Genomic DNA, 19,092 nt, shown 5'->3' with positions numbered 1-19,092 from the left:
GCAGAATCATTGAGGGCTACGGTGCCCAGCGTGTTTTTTTTGAGTTTTCATGATGAAAGATTTTGATATAACTAAAAATAAGCAGAATTTAGGTAAATCGCTCACCCGTAGGGTGTCAGTTCAACAGCGGTTTTGCGTAATGGCGGGTTTCGTGCAAAATTGTAACTTTGTGCTTCTAATCGGCATTTGTGGTAGGTTGACAGCGAAGTGCTTCTAAGTCCGCCACTACGCAAAGCCACAAAACGTTATCGCTCAGTGTAGAACACCATCCGCACGGTCAAGCACATTTGGTTTTTGCCGACACACAGCCAAACCCTAAAAAACCAAAAGAGCTTGCCCTTACCCACCGCACACAAACAGAATGATTATTTAAATGCTCATTTAGTGAGATAATAAATTTTTATACTTACTTTTGCAGACTATAAACAAGTTCAAGAATGAACCGAATAAAAGACGTTTTAGAACAGAAAGGAATTAAACAGAAATGGTTGGCTGAACAACTTGGCAAGAGTTACAATATGGTAAACTCTTATGCCCAAAACAGACGACAACCGAGTTTAGAGGACTTATACAAGATTGCTGAAATCCTTAATGTTGAAGTCAAAGAATTATTAATTGAAAGAAAAGCGTAATAATGGAAAACGAAACCAAAAATATTTTTGAAAATGGAGCGACCTGGCTTCGGGGCGATTTCCATTTGCACACTAAAGCAGACAAAGAATTTTCGTACACTGGTACTGAAAATGATTTTTGCCGTCTTTATGTAGAGAAACTTAAAGAGCAGAACATTAATCTTGGAGTTATTACCAATCATAATAAGTTTGACAAATCCGAGTTTATAGCCCTTAGAAAAAAGGCCTTAAAAGAAGGTATTGGCTTATTTGCTGGAGTTGAACTTTCAGTAAATGATGGAGCAAATGGGATTCATTGCTTACTTGTTTTCGATTTTGAAAAATGGTGTGTCAATGGTGAAGATTTCATTAATCAATTTCTTACTGCTGCATTTGAAGGTATAGCAAATAGAGAAAATGAAAATACAAGGTGCAGATATAACTTTGAAACCGTATTACAGAAATTAAGCGACCATGAAAACAATGGTAGAGATTCTTTTATCATTCTTGCGCATGTAGAGCAGAACAGTGGTTTTTTTAACGAATTAGACGGAGGACGAATTCAACAGCTTATATCAAATGACCTATTCAGACATTTTGTTTTAGGCTTCCAGAAAGTAAGAACTTATGATAAAGTTGCTATATGGAAAAACTGGTTTAACGATAAATTACCTGCATTTGTTGAAGGTTCAGACTGTAAATCACTGGAAGATATAGGAAGACCACACCAACAAAGAAATGAGGAAAAAAAAACGTTTATCAAAATTGGAGAATTCAATTTCGAAGCATTGAAATATGCCCTTACTGACTTTAATTATAGAATTTCGCTGAATACCAAGCCTGAAATTAAAAACTCCTACATTAAATCAATTTCTTTTGAAGGAGGATTATTAGAAGGAACTAAAATTGATTTTTCTCCTGAATTAAATAACCTTATCGGAATTAGGGGAAGCGGAAAATCATCATTATTAGAAGTTTTACGCTATGTTCTTGGGATTTCTCTACCATTTAACGCTGCTGACCCAGAATATAAGAATTCATTAGTAACACGCTCAATGGGTAGTGGAGGAAAAGCTTTAGTTACCATAGTCAACAAACAAAATGAAGAATACAGAATAGAAAAACTATATGGGCAAAAGGAGGATATTTACAAAAATAACTTGCTACAGCCAGGAATTACTATAGACGCTACAGGATTTCACTCCCCTATTTATTTTGGGCAAAAAGACCTTTCAAACAAAGGAAAGGATTTTGAAGGAGATTTGATTCAACGATTAATTGGAACACGATTGAAAGCAGTCCAAGCCAAAATCGAGCAAAAGAAAAGAGAAGTTGAAAATATTATATCGGAATTAAAAAAGCTTCAAAATTTAAAAGAATTAAAAAGAGATACAGAGGCCCAAATAAAAAACTCAAAACATCAGCTTAATTTTTTTAAGGAAAAAGGAGTTGAAGACAAGTTAAAACAACAAACACTTTTTGATTCTGATATATCAAAACTTATACAAATAGAATCAACAGTCAGAAGTTATTTAAGTGAATTAGCATCATTAGTTTCTAATCATGATTATTTCTTTCAACAAGAAATTAGTGGTTCGGAAGTCAATAAAGAACTATTTGAAGAAGCAAAGACAATTATTCAGGAATTAAAAATTGAGTTTGAAAAACTTAAAGCGATTCAAAAGAATTCTGTCCTGAGTCAACAAAAATTGAAAGATGTAATATCAAAAATTAATACTAAGAAAGAAGGCTTAAAAGAAGAGTTTGCCAAGATTAAACGGGAAATAAATACAGAAACCATTAACCCCGATAATTTTCTTAACCTGAACAGGCAAATCGAAACAGCATTATTGAAATTAAAGGAAATTGAAAAATCTGAAAAAAGAAGAAGCGATTTGCAGACCAATTTATTAGAGCGACTTACAGAATTAGACAATCTTTGGCTTGAAGAATACAATGTTCTAAACAAGGAGGTCAAAAGGATTAATGAAGCTGAAAGTAAAATTTCAATTGAAGTTGATTTCAAAGGCAGGAGAGATAAACTGACTGATAAGATGAAACAGGTTTTCAGAGGGTCAGGTATTCGGGAAACAGCTTATCAGGAGATTGAAGCGTCCTACAAAGATTTCATCCAGATTTACAGGGACAGCGGTAAGTTGAATGACATATTGAATGAAAATCATGTTGTTGATTTTAAGAGAAGATTTTTTGAAAATCTAGATGACTTGCTAACATTTAAAGTAGAAAATAAAATAGTCATTCAATACAATGGAAAATCGTTGGACAAACACTCTTTAGGGCAAAGAGCATCGGCATTGATTCTTTTTTTATTGGCTCAAAAAGAAAATGACGTGTTGATAATAGACCAACCCGAAGATGATTTGGATAATCAAACTATCTATGATGAGGTCATAAAGGAGCTAAAGAAAATAAAAGGTAATATGCAATTCATCTTTGCTACGCATAATGCCAATATTCCAGTACTTGGTGACAGTGAGAAAGTTGTTTCATGCAGCTATGACGAGAAGAAAATTACAGTACATTCAGGCACTATTGACAATCACCAAACACAACGGTTTATTGTAGATATAATGGAAGGTGGAGATGAAGCGTTTAACCGAAGGAAAAATATTTACAGCATTTGGAACATTGAAAAATTGAAATCATAATGAACGCAATAGAACTACTAGATATAGTCAGCACAGGAGAAACAAGTAAGGTTCAGTTCAAAGAAGAACTGCCCCATCGTGATAGCGTTGCACAGGAAATTGTTGCAATATCTAATTCTTTAGGCGGTGTAATTCTAATAGGAGTCAAAGATGTAACAGGAGAAATCACTGGCTTGACATTAGAACAAATTGAAGAATACGATAGGGTGGTTTCACAAGTAGCAGACAACCTAAAACCACCTGTTTATATAGCAACTGAAGTTGTAAAGATTGAACGGGATGAATCTTCTAAAAATGTGCTTATTGTTCATATACAAGAAGGCATAAATAAACCTTATAAAACTGCAAAAGGTGAAATATATGTGAAACAAGGGTCGAACAAACGTCTATTAACTGACAATGCTGAAATCATACGGTTGTTTCAACATAGTGGAAATTTACTTGCAGATGAAATGGAAGTGCACGGAACCTCTATTGAGGATATAGACGAAAAGAGATTTTCTGATTATTTCAAAAAAGAGTTTGAAAAGTCTTTTGAAGAGAAAGGTCTTACTTTCGAGCAAGCACTAAGAGCAAAAAGAGTTTTACGGAATAATCAGTTGACGCTGGCAGGATTATTATTTTTTGGTATAGACCCGCAAGCTGTTAAACCTGCATTTACAATAAAGGCCGTTTCCTATTTCGGGAATGACATAGAAGGAAATCAATACAGAAGTAAGCCTAAAGATTTGACAGGAACAATTCCTGAACTCTTTGATAAGGGAATTGATTTTCTAAACAACAACTTAGATTTTATTCAGGCAAGCCAAAGTTTCAATGCACAAGGAAAACTTGAAGTTTCGAATATTGCACTTGAAGAACTTTTGCAGAACGCTTTAGTTCACAGAGATTATTTCAAAAATTCACCAATAAGGCTACTCATTTTTGATAATCGTATTGAAATAATCAGTCCAGGAAAGCTTCCGAACAGTTTAACCGTAGAAGATATTAAATTCGGGAATCCCGTAATAAGAAACAACCAACTGGTTTCCTTTAGTACTCATACATTGCCATTTAGTGGATTAGGTTCGGGAGTTAAAAGGGCTTTAGCCGAACAGCCAAATATTGAATTAATTAATGACATTGAAGGCGAACAATTCAAAGTCATAATTCCAAGACCAGAAAAGAAATAGAGAAAATTAATACTATCTAAGTCTATGCTCAACAGCCACACACATTGCCAAGCCGCACAAGCCAAAGCTCAAACCCAAGCTTGGCAAAGAGTGTGTCTTCCCCAACGCACGACCAAAACGACCGACAAAACAACGGATGAAAATGAACACCGAAGCGATAACATTTAGCCCACTAGAGAAAAGCCCTCGAAAAAAAGCCCTGATAGGAGAAAAAATCTATCAGGGCTTTTTGCTAGTGGCTGTTGACTGACATCCGCAGGGTGAAGGGCTTGCTAGGTGGAATAGTAGGCTGGTTGGTGGATTTTAGGAAGCGGTTGTTTCTGTTTTTCGATGACTTTGGGAGTTTTTGCTTTGGTTTGGGCATGACTTCCCCTACCCAACATCTGGGGATTTGAATTTTCGGCATGTCTTGGACCCAACTCTGATTTCTTAGATCCTGTAAGTGGAGTAAGAAGGCGCGAGATTTGGGTTGAAAGGTTTAAAAAAGAGAGTTGGGCTTAGTTAAGAGAAATATTATCATATAGACAGACCTATACGGGAGAAAATTTTGCCTGAGGTATTGAGTGAGGAGGAGGTGGCAGCCATATTTAAAGAAACAAAAAATTTAAAACATAAAGCGGTTCTGATGACAATCCACTCAGCAGGACTTAGAATAGGTGAACTTGTTAAGCTAAAAATCAAAGGTATAGATTCTAATCGAATGCAGATTAAGGTTGAACAAGTAAAATTCAAGAAGGATAGATATACTATTCTTTCTCAAAGAACTCTTGAAATATTGAGACTATATATTAAGCAGGAGAAGCCCTTTGAGTATTTGTTTGAAGGTCAGAAAAGCACTAAAGAAACTCCAGTAAAATACTCGAAAGCGAGCATTTCGGCTATCTTAAATAGGGCAGTAGAAAAAGTTGGCATTTCAAAGAATGTCACTGTACATACTTTAAGACATTCTTTTGCGATTCATTTATTGGAAAGAGGAACAGATTTGAGGTATATTCAAAGTTTATTAGGACATGAGAGTCCAAAGACCACGCAAATTTACACACACATCACAACAAAAGGATTTGATCAAATTAAAAGCCCTATGGATAGTCTGGATATTTAAAAAATATCTTTAGTTTTATAGGAGATATATGAACAAAATTATTGATAGCAATCCGGATTAGGATACTATCATTAATAATTGTTGATAGCAAAACGTTGTAGGCAAGCTTGAAAATTGCCACGAATAACAGTAATATGTCAATAACCATTAAATGTTACCCAGCCAAAAACGGCGATTGTTTCTTAATAAGTTTTGGAGAAAATGAAGAAGAGAAAAAACATTTGCTTATTGACTGCGGATATGTTGATACTTTCCAAAAGTATCTAAACAATGATTTAATACAAATTGCTAAATGCGGAGAAACTCTTGAAAAGCTAATTCTAACACATATTGATGCTGACCATATTCAAGGAACAATAAGGCTTTTAAAAGACAATAATGCTGAAAGGTTTATCACAATAAAAGAAGTTTGGCATAATACATATCGTCATCTCTATGAACAAAAGGAAGGCGAAATAGATATTAAGCAAGAGCGAATGTTGCAACAGATAATTCGAAGAGGATACACCCAAAACGAAAGCAAACAAGGAGAGAAAGGAATCAGTGCAGAGCAAGGAACAACAGTGGGTGCATTGCTGCTGCAAGGAAAATACTCATGGAATAGCGACTTTGATAATCAGGCTGTTTGTATTGAAAAAAAATCAACAGTTTCACTCACTTCGAATGCCAGTATCTATCTTTTATCCCCTGACAAGCAAAAGTTGGAAAAGCTGAAAAATCTATGGACTGATGAATTAAAAAAGTATGACTTTAATTTCAGTTCGGGTAATTCGCAATTATATGATGACGCATTTGAGATGCTTTTGTCATGGGAAAAAGAGAAGGCTAAAATAGCCCCAAAGCAAATTTCTGCGACAGCAGAAACTCTTGAGGAATTATTAAAGACGCCTTTTCATGAAGACGACACGTCTACAAATGGCAGTTCTATTGCCTTTGTTTTACAAGTTCAAAACAAAAAAATGCTTTTTCTTGCCGATGCCCACCCCAGCTTGATTGTTCATTCACTTAATGAATATCAAAAAGAAGGCACAATAGTGTTTGATTTAATTAAAGTTTCCCATCATGGCAGCTTTGGCAATATAAGCCGTGAGTTGTTAAATAAAATCGATTCCGAAAGCTACCTTATCTCTACTAATGGCCAAAAGCATGGTCATCCGGACAAAGATACAATAGCACATATCATTACAAGGAAAGCGGATTTTCATAGAAAACTATATTTTAATTATATAACTGCTAATTCAAAATATTTTGACAGAGAAGATTGGAAGGGAAAATATAATTACTCAATCCACTACTTAGACCAGCAGCCTTATACACTAATATTATGAACCAAAAAATATTAAACCCAAAGCAAATAGAAATAGCAACTGTGCAGGTCACCTGTGGAAGCAAGTCGGGCACAGCCTTTTTTGTTGCCACCGAAGGAGACAAACTAATCTTACTTACGTCTGAGCATAATTTGCCTGAAGGGCAACCAGTGAAGCTATATCTAAATGATGAGGAAGTAGAGGCGGAAATCTTGGAAAGAATATCAGATCGTGATGTTGCTATACTGGAGCTTAAAAATAAAACTGAAACTTTTAATCCTGCCCTTCTTTTAAAAAAAATAGAAATTCCCTACGATGAAAAATGGGAAACTTATGGGTTCCCAACACAAAGGTTAGAATCTGGTGGAAGGTATACTGGCAGCGTCTCTCGGACTAATAATGGCACAAAATGGGACGTGGATTTAGAATGTGAACAATACAACAATCTCGATCAATTTGATGGATTGTCAGGCTCGCCATTGGTAATGAATGGCCACGTAGTGGGAGTTATTGGCTACGATACAGTAGGGACCCTAGGCGCAACTAGCATCAGCAGCATTGCTGAAATTTTGAACAAGCACCATATCATAGTTATTATCGATAGAGGGCATGCTATACCAGATTCAATTGAAAGTGACATCTCAGACACCACGCCCAATGAGGAAGTGTTGCAGAAAATAAATGAGGTAGTTGCAGCGCAAATTGATGGGAGTTATTTCTTGGTAAGTGGCAGCCCGGGGTCAGGCAAAACTACAATAACTGCCCAATTGCAATTTGAGGCTGGCAATCATTTAATAACTGACCGATTTTTTGTAAAGGTTCCGGAAAGCGAAGAAATTCCAACACAAATCAGGGCGACACCGGATTTCTTTATGAAATGGGTAGAGGAAGTTTGTCATCGAATACTGTATAACAGTCCGCCACCCAAACCGAAGGCAGAAAAAGCATTAAATGACAGGATAATAGCAATCCACCAGGCGATACGGCAGTTATCCTTGCATTATCAACAACAAGGAAAAATAGCCTTTTTGATCATAGACGGTTTGGATGATGTTAGCGAATCCCAAATAGGTAACTTTCTCTCCGTGTTACCTGCTAAGTTACCTCCACATATCAAGGTGATTTTCTCATGTACATCAAAAGAGTTACTACCGAATACATTCCAGGTCGCAATTGATGCATCAAAAGAAATTAAGGTTACACCACTGTCAATTCAGAATGCGGAGAAATATCTTTCTGAGCATGTAAAAGAAAGAGGGCTTAACGAAAGTCAAATATCTGCACTGGCAGAAAAATCAGAAGGGCATCCTCTTTATCTAAGGTATTTGACTAAATATGTTTTAGGGATGGAAGAAATGCCATCCATCGATGATTGGATCAGTTCTATTCCTGTAATTGGCGGGGAAATAGAAAATTATTATAACAAAATCTGGCGGCAAATAGACGATCATCCGGAAGAAATCTGGCTTGCAGCTACTTTATCAAGGTTAAGAATACCGGTAGAAAAGAAGACTTTAGCAGAAATACAGCCCGAGGCTACGAAACACAGTTTCCTGCCAAGTTTTAAGAAGATCGAACACTTGTTAAGAGATAATGAAGCGATAAGTATCTATCACACTTCTTTTTCTGATTTTATAAATAAAAAGACTGATGAATTAGACGAACAGGTACATGAAAACATAAGTGATTACATTCAAAAACGCCCTCAGACAAATTTTAGTCTGTCTGAAAAAGTGTATCACTTGGCACATGGAGATAAGCAAAGCAAAAGGAACGCATTAGATCAATGTAACCAGGCCTGGATTGACGACTGTGCATTGAACAGTATTAACCCTGATATTGTCTTGGTAGACGTTAAAAATGTTATTGGTCTTGCAGCGGAATTGGGGATAGCGCACAAAGTCATTTCTTTACTGCTACTTTCGCAGCGGGTAAATTTTAGGTACAATACACTTTTTCAGGAGAACGCCATTTTTCTTGTAAATGCTTTACTAGCTTTAGGGAGACCGGAAGAAGCGATAAGGTATGTTGTACGCAATAAAACGTTAATAACGGCCGATGGAGATGCATTATACCTTTTGCAAAAATTTTATGAATATGAAGCTGATGAAGAAGCTGAAATCTTATTAAATGCGATTAATCAGACGTGTAGAAATATAGTAGAAAGTGGTTTTGATACTGAAACCTTCAATCGATTTATCCAATTAAAATTCAGTGCTGTTACCTTGTCATCAAATTCTGATTTTGAAAATGCTTTTCATGAGTTTGGATACTTAAAGAAAACGGCGATCAAAATGATTGAAGCAAGTGGCAATACAAAAGAAGCGGTTCACAAGTTTAAGGATGATATCGGATCATTTAATAACGGATATTTTGTTTGGCGCTTTAATATTCCCCCAACAACAAAGAAAATCGAAGAAGAACTTAAAGAATTCAAATTTGATGATCGGTCAAGTGGATTTACTGCCCTCGTAATTTATCAAGCCTTAGAGTTTCAGGATAAAAGTCCAAAAAGAAAGACGGTTGATAATATCCCTGCCTGGATAGAAGATTTAGAACGTATAATTGACAAGTATGGTACTCATTCTGACTACCACTTCATCCAATTATTTATTCTTCTGGGGCGGTCAAAGAGGCTTGATCTCATTGAGGATCTGTACAAAAACGTCTTTCAAGATGTTGAAGAATTCAATTTCCGAAAAGAAAATGGTGTTGACTTAAATCATCAATCCGTATATCGGTTTACGCTGGATGCAGAATGTCTTGGGTATTTTGATACCATAGACAAATATCCGGCCCTGCCACAATACGGGTACTCATCCAATTGGGAAGAAAGTATAAAATCTGTTTTTAAGCATTTATGCTTCCTTGCGGGAAAAGTAAAACGTTATAAAATTGATGGCAAGCATGAAGAGATCAAACAGCTTCATAGCAAGCTACCTGCTTTAATTGAAAAGCTAATTCCGGACTTAAGGGATAGGATGAATTGGAATAGGAGTTATGCCCTTCCTGAATTGATTTACCCGGTCATCTACAAAAGCCTGATTCATTTATTAATAGATGCTTTTCCGGATTACATCCCCGTTTTTGTTGAGCAGATAGTTAATAAGAAGACGTATCAGCTTGGGCTCTATACCGAAGGTTATACCTTTAGCTTGTTTGTTATTGCCAGGGAATTAGCTAAGGAAGCCGAACATGAGGTTCCGGCTTTCAAAGTAGCAAAAGTGTTAGAAGAACATATTGTTAGCACGGTAGAAAATAGATGGGAGAGAAATGAATACCTGTTGAGATTAGTTGAATTGTATGCGCTCCTGAAGAATCATGATAAAGCTAAACAAGTTTTTAAGGAAATGATTGATACCTCAATGGGGCCATCATGGTATAAAGAAGCTCAGTTGGGAATAATCAATACTGCTGTTTCAAGTATCGTCCCTAAAGATGGTAATCTTTCGTACCTGCAGAAGTTCGCAGCACATCTTCATAATGCATCTGGTGAAATGACATTTCAAAGATATGTGAAACAGCAGCAGGAAGAGTTTGTCGGCGACTTGGCCAACGTCGGTTTTTTAAACAAGTCAATAGATTACTTTAAACATTTGTTGCTTCCGGATCACCAAACTATTATAGCCAATGCTGAGTCCGGAACGGTTGATATGCCTTACACGGGCGAAGGGTATATATTGGGAGCCAGGGCAATTGAAGAACAGAGTGGTATAATGGATATGTTGCAAAATATTAAATGTACAGGTTCGCTTGTCGTTTGGGCACTTAGTGAATTGTTTATACTTGGCGATGACAGATATATTAGAGGTTATGCAAAAATCCAAGCAGATATTCTAAACCATTTAGAAAACAATGAACCAGGAAGGGTAGACATAGTATTTAAGCGCCTGGCTCGGTTTGTAGTTTCTGAAATAAGCGATGAATTTCGATATGAGTACCTACGAGAATTGTTTAGCGAATTGAGCGCTTCAAATTTTGAAATGTTGAAACTTTATTTAGAAGCGGTTGGAATGCAACCGACTCAACTCTCAAAAGAGGAAGCCGATGAAGAAAGAGAACTTTCAACTCGTCCAAAAGAAAAAGATGACCCTCTAGATGAATTAATTATTGCAAAAGAACAAGCACAGCGGAAGATTGATACAGAAAATAAAAGTGGTGCAAGAAAAGTGATAATCGACGCATTACAAAAAGTTCAGGATGAAAAATATGGCGTATGGTCATTTAACTATTCCAATAAAATCAATGACATAAGAAATCTCTTTGCTGAAACATACAATAACTCAGCAGAATTAATTAAAGATATAAAACAGCTGATTATTAATGAGCCCTATTTTGAAGAATGGGTAATTGCCAACCAAATTATTTCATTGCTTCGGAATATAAATGATGAGACCGAAAAGCAGTTGATCTTAGAAGCTGTCCTGGAACATGTTAATTTGATGGTGAGGACTGACCAGCATTTTTATGAAAGGTATGAGTGGCTGAATAAAGGAGCCGATAAAGTAAATACGCATGAACAAGACGATCATTTACTAAAGTTCCTTATTTGGTTTCTAAATCATCCTTCATTAGTTGTAAAAAATCGAGTTATTGAAACCTTGGTTTGGCTCGGCTCAATTAACCCAGGCATTGTTTTGCAAGCACTAATGAAGGAAATACTTAGTGACGGCTATAGCATTTCAAAAGAACTTTCCGCTTCTATTATTCATCAGCTTTCAAATCTAATACCTGAGGGTTTTGCAGAAACTCTGAAAGCTGCTTTAGAAGAAAAGGAACAAGAGCTATTGAAGCTTAATCACTTTATGATAAGGGAGGCTATTCTTGCATCTCTTACCGATCTTAAAAATTATGGTCTTACTGATCTGGATGATTTAATTATAAAGTTCGAGCAAACTTTTGCTTCATCTAATAAAAGCAAAGGTGAAATCGTGTTTGAAGAAGAGTATTTGGAGCCGATAAGCGATCCCATATATGGGCTTAATGAATTAAATATTTTAACCAAACAGTTTGCTGAAACATTAGTAGGGCAGGTAAATACATTAGCTCCACTATCCATTAGGGACAGCCAGAAAGCGAGTGAGTATATTGATCGGAGTTTTAATGACCATAACAACATTTCTCTTGTTTCGGATTTCGATACTCTTTTGAGATATGCTTTAAATGTTGCTGTTTACACTTGCGCTACACTCGGTGACAGAGAGAAAGTTGCTGATATATTACGGTTTTATCAGCCAACTTTCCCGGAAAACAACTTAACACCTCAGTTTAATAGCAGTAATGAAAGTTTTGAAATTGCTGTAAAAGATTTTTTTGAAACCGGGAATATTGCTTTTGACAAACTATTAGTTAACAATGAACTTCCATTGAACTATTATGCTACAGAACACTCGGAATCTCGCCGCAGCGCTAAAGAAAAAATAGAGCTCACAGCCTACCTGATCCCAGTAGCAAAATTCTCTGCAAAACGCCACTCTTATCCTTGGCCGACTTTTTCTGCGAATGGCTATCCTGATAATGTTTCAGAGGAAGAAGAAGATGTAATTCCGTTATTTATCAAGAGTGAATATGCAGGTGATGTTACCGGAAGTGAGTTAGTACCGGCTGTAATGACTGCAACTTCAGGTGCTTTAATTCCAAATCTCAAAGACAATACTAAATCCGTATACTGGCGCAAAGGAAGAAATTGGGACAACAGAGAACAGGGGGTTGCTGAAAAAACAGGCTATTATACAACCTTAACAAAAGGCAAAATCGAAACGCTGAAATCCGGGTATAAACTGATTTGGCAAATATATTATGGATATAACTCAAGATACATTGATGTTTTTGAACAAAAGGAGTTAATAAGATGATTACACCAAGCAACAGAAAGGAATTTGAAAGGCATATTGACATCCTTGCTGAAAGCATCGAAAGGAAGACATTTCAATTGCCGCCTAGTCGGAGGATACTCAATAGCTTGCTGAACGCAAAACAATTGCCAAACAGACGTAATAATTTTTTGACTATTGATGAATCAACACGACTATTAGCTAATTCATTGGCAAATTTCGCCAGACCAGAAATTAAAAACAGAAAAGATGCCAAAAAGTCGAAAGGAGTTTGAACATAATATGCATTTGCTTAAAGAAAAAGCAGAAAAAGGGCAGATACACCTTACTAAGTCGAGTATGAGGTCAATTAAGGGAATGATGAATGCCAGGTATGCTCCTAATCAAAGGGTAAACCTTCATACAATTAATGAAATGGCGCGATTGATGGCAAATACGGTGACGCAAATGAGTTATCAAAAGGAATTTAAATTAAAAGATAATGAAGAAGAGTAATTATGGCGCGCCTCCGCCTAAAACGAGAAGAGAGTTTGAACACAATCTTTTCCTCCTTGCAGAAGATACACATCGAATAGTGGAAAGCGGGGATGATGACAGAATCGCAAATTTTTTATGGGCAAGTTATAAACACATAAAAAAAATCAAAAATCACCCAAATGGAAGAATTAATTTCCAAACCATTGACGAACAAGCTCGGTTACAAGCTAACATGAAAAAATGGATGGAAGAAATGTGAAGAAAGCATGATTGGTAATCTTCAAAATATTAGAAAAGCCTGCCTACAACATTTAGCCCACTAGCCAAAAGCCCTCAAAAAAATCCCTGATTGATGCATTCATCTATCAGGGTCGCCGATAGGGATCGGGAGGTTAATGGCTGTTGTGTGCCTCAGCGAATTGACTGACATCTGCTGGGTGAAGGGCTTGCTAGGTGGAACAGTAGGATACCTTTTACTTTTTGTCTTAATACAAAAAGTATCAAAAAAGTCATGTTGGGAAAATTCCCGATAGAAAGATCGGGACAGGCTCTATCCACCCACAAGTCCTCCGCTGGCCTTCCTTAAAGTGAGGTAAACCCGGTTCCCCAACATTACTGCCGGCATTAGACAGTTTGTAGTAGTAGAGGAAGGAACAAAAAGTTGTTGTTATCACCGTGATTTTTTTGAAAGCATCTTATATGGGGCTTTTTTTTTTGTTTTTACCTTGAAAAATACCCTGTTGTAGGTATTTTATGGTAAGGTCGAAATGGTTATGTTTGGGAATTGTGAAATATTAGCAATATAGTTGATGACACACTAGAATAGAATGATATCAACTATTGTGGAAAGTATACGTTGTGCTTCATTAAAATAAATTGAATGGCTCAGAAAAAACAGAGGGTATTTCAACATGTTATGGAGGAAGAGTCCTTTCAAATTATTAAAGACTATCTACCAAAAGAATGGGTTGTTCGAGAGTTTAACCATCCTGATTATGGTGTGGATTTAGTTATAGAATTATTTGAATCAGTTAATGAAAAAGTATCCGAAACTCTAGGAGAGTATTTGTATGTCCAAGTTAAATCAGTACTGGAATTAGAAATAAAAAAAGAGAAAATATATCCAGTTGGAAATGTCACGAAAGGTAATTGGAAGGAAGACAAATCAGAGTATATAGAAATAGATGTCGTTAAATTCGTATTGGATTCTGACAGTATATACACTGTTCAGTCACTAGGTTCCAGTATTTCATTTCTTTTGTTTGTGGTTGATATAAAAACTAAGTGTGTGTACTTTGTCTGTCTTAATGATTTCATTGACAAAATTCTACTACCCAAGAAACCGAGCTATGCTGACCAAGGTTCTGCTACAATTACAATCCCGTCCCTAAATAAGTTATCAGAGAAGACTATAAGCAGATTCGCCTTAGAGTTTTATGGAAAGCGAGCAAAACTATTATCCGCTTTTGCAAAATTCGCATACCAGAAGAATGAACTTTCGTATCTATTAAATTACAAAGACTACCCCATCATAACAAAACGGGACAAAATTGATAATGACTCAGTCACAGAAGGGCATATTAAAAGACAGGTTTTATATTTTATTGAGCAAATAGAAGGACTAGATATTTGGAATTACAAAGCATGGGAAGTTTTACCCGAAGCCAAGAAGGAGTTAATGGATTTGAAGAAAGGAATAAACGAGGGTGAGGATTTGAATTCTCTAATTCAGAAAATAATAATTACTTGGCATAGATTAACCAATCTTGGAAATATGTATGAAGAATTGGCGAGAGAATGGTTTCTACCTAAATTTTTAAGCTTCATGACATCGTACCCACATTTGCCTGAAGTAATTAAGGAGGAAAAATAACGAAAGCACAACAATGACGAAAAAAACATAGCCTGCCGCAGGCGCAACACTAGCTACGCTTTTTTAGCATAATCGTTTGCATCAATGCTTGACGACAGTGCTATTAGTGAACATTTGGATATTCTGGAGCATGTTGACCCCTCTAATCCGGAATGATTTTGATCAGTGAAAGTGGCCTGAAAGGCCAGGATCGACTGATCCCGATTCTCGGGATTGACCCCCTAAAACAGAATATTCAGGATTATTCCGGATCATATTGACCCCTTTTAGTCTAATTCCGGAGCATAGCCTGTCCCGCAATTAGGGGCTGACCCCTCTAACGAATGGTTTTGGTTTCTTAGCGGACCATTTATTTAATCTGCTAACTATAATCCCATGGTTGGAACACCAAAACCAATGAGTCAAGATAAAACAATTGATAATTTTAAATAAATCTATAAGGTTATAAGTACATTTGAGGAAAAGATTATTTATAGATTTCAGAAATAGTCCCTTTTTATTCCGATAGAATATATGGACCAAGTGGATTTAGCTATGATGATCAAAAGTTTGGAGTGATTCTTTATTTTTGAAAATGTCTGAATTATTTTTTAAAGAAAGTTTTGAAGTTGGTTAATGAATCCTATCTATTTTTTTGAGCCTTTTACTCTGGAATTTATCATTTTTTCCGGTTTTGGATGTTTGTGAGCAAAGGGTTTTTCAATGCTCGTTTGAGTTTTTTTTTATTGTTTTGCCAGTAGACCTTTGATTTAAAGTTTTGAGGATAATGGTTTTTGATTTTATTATGGATTCATTTTTTAACTCGTTTCTGTTCTTGGAAGAGCGTAATCAACTATCATAAAAATACCTATAAATGGGTATTTTTTAAAAAAAATGGAATATGTAATTTTATAACATTATGATTATCAATATTCTATTTGATATCAGTATCTAGTATTTCAAGCAAATTCAACCTTTTATAAACATTCTTTTTGACATGAAAATATTTATAAAGATTAGTTCTACACGAGTAAATATACTTTATATCATGCTTCCTAGCATAAGTATTATTTTCCTAGTTTCTAGCTATATTTTCTTTATTGAAGTAGGGCCAGCTTTAAAATGGGTTAATTACTTTTACTGGCTTTACATATTAATACTATTAGGGTATAGCATACCATGGATTTATGCAAATGCTTTATTTCAAGAGTATAGAAAGTTTAAAATAAAAACTGAATGCTCTGGTCAGGAAGTATTTGAAAAACAAAAAAAAATTCAAAATTTAACTCGAAAAGAACAAGAAATTTTAAGCCTGATTTTAGAAAGAAAAAATAATCAACAAATCTGTGATGAACTTTTCATTTCAATCAGTACTTTAAAATCACATATAAATCACTTATACAAAAAGCTTGACATAAATAGAAGACAAGAAATTTTCATTTTTTTTGACATTCAGCCTAAAACTGAACAAAAATCAACCTTTTTTAGTACCTAAGATTTTTTCCATTTTCATAAAGACTTTACAAATTTGAAAATATTAAAATTTGTATGATAATGAAAAAATTATACCCCACGTTGATAATTTTAATTTTGATTGCGTGCCAATCTTCAAAGGAACTTCATTATTTGAAGCATGGAGAAAATTATTATAGGTTAAAAATCAACCAACATGCCTTTTTATCTAGTTCAAGATATATGTCAGGTGAATTTGATGAAAACGCAGTGAATTACTTTTTTAGTGAAATTGCAAGGCCTGATTCCTCAAAATTTTCTTCAAAACCTGTTGAGAAAATAAGTACGGAAGGAAATTACTCATTGGAGAATAAAACATTGGTGTTCTTATTATCCACCAATTCAAAGGAAGTCACTGATCTGATAGGTTCTTTTGCTTCAAATGAACAAACTTTAAAGACTATTGCAAGCATCACTAGAAGGGAATTTATAGCAGAGGCCAAAAAATTACAATTAGGAAACAAGCAATTAGACAAAAAAGCTGAGGATTTGGAAAGCCTAGGTAAAGAATACTTAAATATGATTGAAAATAGTTCTGTCGATCAGGCTCACTCAATATTATTATCTTATATCAATCACATAGCATATTTAAGAGGTAGCAATAAAAGATTTGAAGATTTAAGTCAAGCACAAAAATGGGTTATCGATGAATACTAAAGATATTACAAGAATCTTAATTTTAGTTTTACTTTCATCATGCTGTTCAAAAATAAAAATAACAGTAGATACATTTGATAAACAAGCACTGGTAAATTCTACTGAATATACACAGGCTAAACTTATCCATTTTGAAAGAACCTTAAACTATAAAATAAATTCTTTGGAAAAAGATTTTATTGGTCAGTTTGATCAAATCTATAAAGAAATAAGTGCTAATCCTGCTGTTCCAAAAGGTAGCAGTCTAAAAACGGACTTGTTTATTGAAATGGAGAAAATTCAAAGTAATTCAAATAAGCATTATTTTGAGGGCCTCGAATCATTAAAACAAAATTCAAGAGAACTATTGAAGACTAAGGATTTTAGTAATATAGAAATTTGTGAATTGAAAGGTGATAAAGCCTTTATTGATGGATTGGAGAAACTAACAAAGGTATTAGAGGGACTCGGGATCATTGGTGAAAGTTTGGCAGATGCCAGAAGTATTATTTTAAATACACACTGGAATTCAAAATTTACAAGTAAAACCAGTTTTGGTGAATCGATTTATGCTGATCAGTTCTCATCTTTCATCACCAGAGCTCCAAATAAATATTGGAGAAAGTATGAGAACAGTTTTGATATAGTAAATGATACACTAGGTTCAAGATCACTACATCTCAAAGCAAGATATAATAGAGTAACTGCTAAGACTTTTTTTGGCAATTCTGATATAGCTATAAAAATGGACAATCCTGGAACTTTCACAGTTAAAGGAGTAAGAATGGATGCCAATGAATCAATTAAAGCTTCCTTTAAAGTTCTTAACCAGGGAATAAAATATCTTGGTTATACTGTTGGAATACCAATTAGTACAACTTCGGATAATAACAATAATTTATCAGAAACGATAAATGAAAATAGTCTTGAGTTGTACTCTTCATTAAGTTACATAGATGGGGTAAGAAAAGATATAAGTATCAAAGAAGAGAGAATTGAAAATTTAACAAAAGCATATTTAATGTCTATCATAGATAGAGGAATTCTTCTAGAAGAACCCAACATCAGTGAAGAAGAGAAAAAGAGTATTATTAGTAATATAAAAAGAATGCAAGCTTTATATGAAAAGCAATTAAAAAATTAAACTGATAACAGAAATGAAGTTTTCTAATAATGATTGGGTTGTTTTGAAAGTCGATAAAGTGTTCCCAAAAGATGGAAAAATTCCACAAGGCACGCAAGGTCAGGTAATAAGTGGTAGGGACATAGGCATCAATGAATACTATAGAGTGAAGTTTGAAAATTTTCCTGATCCTAAAGTGATTGAAGGGAAATATTTAGAGAAAGTATAGTTTATATATTGTGAATCATTTTTTGGAAATAGGAAACACTTTTTAGACAAATATTTGAATGTGGATAATAAAAATGACTCTCTCTTCGGAATTGATCTTGAGGTAGCGACTATTGAATCATATACCCTCAGGGTTTAATGAGGGCGTGCTGAAAAACGCCAATTGGAGAATAAATTCTTTGAATTTTGAAGAATAGCCCGTTTAACAAGTGTTTTCTTTTTAAGCAAGTGCAAGTTTATTCAATGAGCTAGCTTAATTTGCGTGCTCTTGAAAATTTCAAAACTCGAAATTTTCAGGCTAGTCTCAGGCATACCATCTTCTTCATTGGGCTCAATCGAAGTATAAGCATACATCTTTATTCGCCCGCTTTGAATCTGGCATACCTGAGACTTTTTCAGCAAGCCCTAATGAGGAAACTTGACAGAGTCTTCTGTTATCATCGTATCCCACCGTCTAAGTACATGTTTTTTTGAGTATTGTGGGTTCATAGCTTTGTAGAAAATATAAATACAGATATGAACAAGAGAGAAGAGATGTTAGAGCTTATAGCAGAATTCAAGACTAGTGG

At 35.0% G+C, this 19,092-nt stretch carries 14 protein-coding genes; all 14 read left to right on the top strand.

Translation table 11 applies throughout. The annotated features are described in order from the left end of the window. The first annotated feature begins 437 nt into the window (after positions 1 to 437). The 14 genes from MM214_RS18325 to MM214_RS18265 all read left to right on the top strand — a co-directional run bounded on the left by MM214_RS18325 (position 438) and on the right by MM214_RS18265 (position 18,524). Positions 438 to 632, top strand: a complete 195-nt coding sequence (locus MM214_RS18325) for a helix-turn-helix transcriptional regulator (protein ID WP_241297629.1) — start codon at positions 438 to 440, stop codon at positions 630 to 632. A 2-nt stretch (positions 633 to 634) separates the two neighbouring features. Further along, the gene (locus tag MM214_RS18320; RefSeq protein WP_241297628.1) at positions 635 to 3,280 is read left to right on the top strand and encodes a TrlF family AAA-like ATPase; all 2,646 of its coding nucleotides are present in this window, start codon (positions 635 to 637) and stop codon (positions 3,278 to 3,280) included. Next, on the top strand, positions 3,280 to 4,452 hold the full coding sequence (locus MM214_RS18315) for an RNA-binding domain-containing protein (protein ID WP_241297627.1): 1,173 nt from the start codon (positions 3,280 to 3,282) through the stop codon (positions 4,450 to 4,452). Before MM214_RS18320 ends, MM214_RS18315 begins: the two co-directional genes overlap by 1 nt. A 547-nt stretch (positions 4,453 to 4,999) precedes the next feature. Next, a complete protein-coding gene (locus tag MM214_RS18310; protein WP_290293902.1) occupies positions 5,000 to 5,554 on the top strand; it encodes a tyrosine-type recombinase/integrase in 555 nt (184 codons plus the stop codon). A 134-nt stretch (positions 5,555 to 5,688) separates the two neighbouring features. Continuing rightward, positions 5,689 to 6,882 carry an AVAST type 1 anti-phage system MBL fold metallo-hydrolase Avs1a gene (avs1a, locus tag MM214_RS18305; protein WP_241297625.1) on the top strand — a complete coding sequence of 398 codons (1,194 nt, stop codon included), beginning with the start codon at positions 5,689 to 5,691 and terminating at the stop codon, positions 6,880 to 6,882. Then, on the top strand, positions 6,879 to 12,716 hold the full coding sequence (locus MM214_RS18300) for a S1 family peptidase (RefSeq protein WP_241297624.1): 5,838 nt from the start codon (positions 6,879 to 6,881) through the stop codon (positions 12,714 to 12,716). Before avs1a ends, MM214_RS18300 begins: the two co-directional genes overlap by 4 nt. Continuing rightward, positions 12,713 to 12,970: an AVAST type 1 anti-phage system protein Avs1c gene (gene avs1c, locus MM214_RS19170; protein WP_353959768.1), complete on the top strand. Its 258-nt coding sequence runs from the start codon at positions 12,713 to 12,715 to the stop codon at positions 12,968 to 12,970. Before MM214_RS18300 ends, avs1c (MM214_RS19170) begins: the two co-directional genes overlap by 4 nt. Beyond that, positions 12,945 to 13,190: an AVAST type 1 anti-phage system protein Avs1c gene (gene avs1c / locus MM214_RS18295; RefSeq protein WP_241297623.1), complete on the top strand. Its 246-nt coding sequence runs from the start codon at positions 12,945 to 12,947 to the stop codon at positions 13,188 to 13,190. Before avs1c (MM214_RS19170) ends, avs1c (MM214_RS18295) begins: the two co-directional genes overlap by 26 nt. Further along, complete coding sequence (locus MM214_RS18290; protein WP_241297622.1) at positions 13,177 to 13,431, top strand: hypothetical protein; 255 nt, start codon at positions 13,177 to 13,179, stop codon at positions 13,429 to 13,431. The genes avs1c (MM214_RS18295) and MM214_RS18290 overlap by 14 nt, the downstream gene beginning before the upstream one ends. A gap of 621 nt (positions 13,432 to 14,052) precedes the next feature. Then, positions 14,053 to 15,045, top strand: coding sequence for a DUF4365 domain-containing protein (locus MM214_RS18285; protein WP_241297621.1), 993 nt, complete (start codon positions 14,053 to 14,055; stop codon positions 15,043 to 15,045). A gap of 976 nt (positions 15,046 to 16,021) precedes the next feature. After that, a complete protein-coding gene (locus MM214_RS18280; protein WP_241297620.1) occupies positions 16,022 to 16,519 on the top strand; it encodes a response regulator transcription factor in 498 nt (165 codons plus the stop codon). A gap of 59 nt (positions 16,520 to 16,578) precedes the next feature. Continuing rightward, entirely contained in the window at positions 16,579 to 17,193 is a 615-nt protein-coding gene (locus MM214_RS18275) for a hypothetical protein (RefSeq protein WP_241297619.1), read from the top strand. After that, positions 17,183 to 18,316 carry a hypothetical protein gene (locus tag MM214_RS18270; RefSeq protein WP_241297618.1) on the top strand — a complete coding sequence of 378 codons (1,134 nt, stop codon included), beginning with the start codon at positions 17,183 to 17,185 and terminating at the stop codon, positions 18,314 to 18,316. The genes MM214_RS18275 and MM214_RS18270 overlap by 11 nt, the downstream gene beginning before the upstream one ends. Positions 18,317 to 18,329: 13 nt before the next feature. Continuing rightward, complete coding sequence (locus MM214_RS18265) at positions 18,330 to 18,524, top strand: hypothetical protein (protein WP_241297617.1); 195 nt, start codon at positions 18,330 to 18,332, stop codon at positions 18,522 to 18,524. Positions 18,525 to 19,092: the final 568 nt, after the last annotated feature.

The sequence above is a fragment of the Belliella kenyensis genome, from assembly GCF_022549675.1.
Lineage (GTDB): Bacteria > Bacteroidota > Bacteroidia > Cytophagales > Cyclobacteriaceae > Belliella > Belliella kenyensis.
Note: the sequence above shows the minus strand (reverse complement) of the source record. Positions and strands in the feature narration are given on the sequence as shown.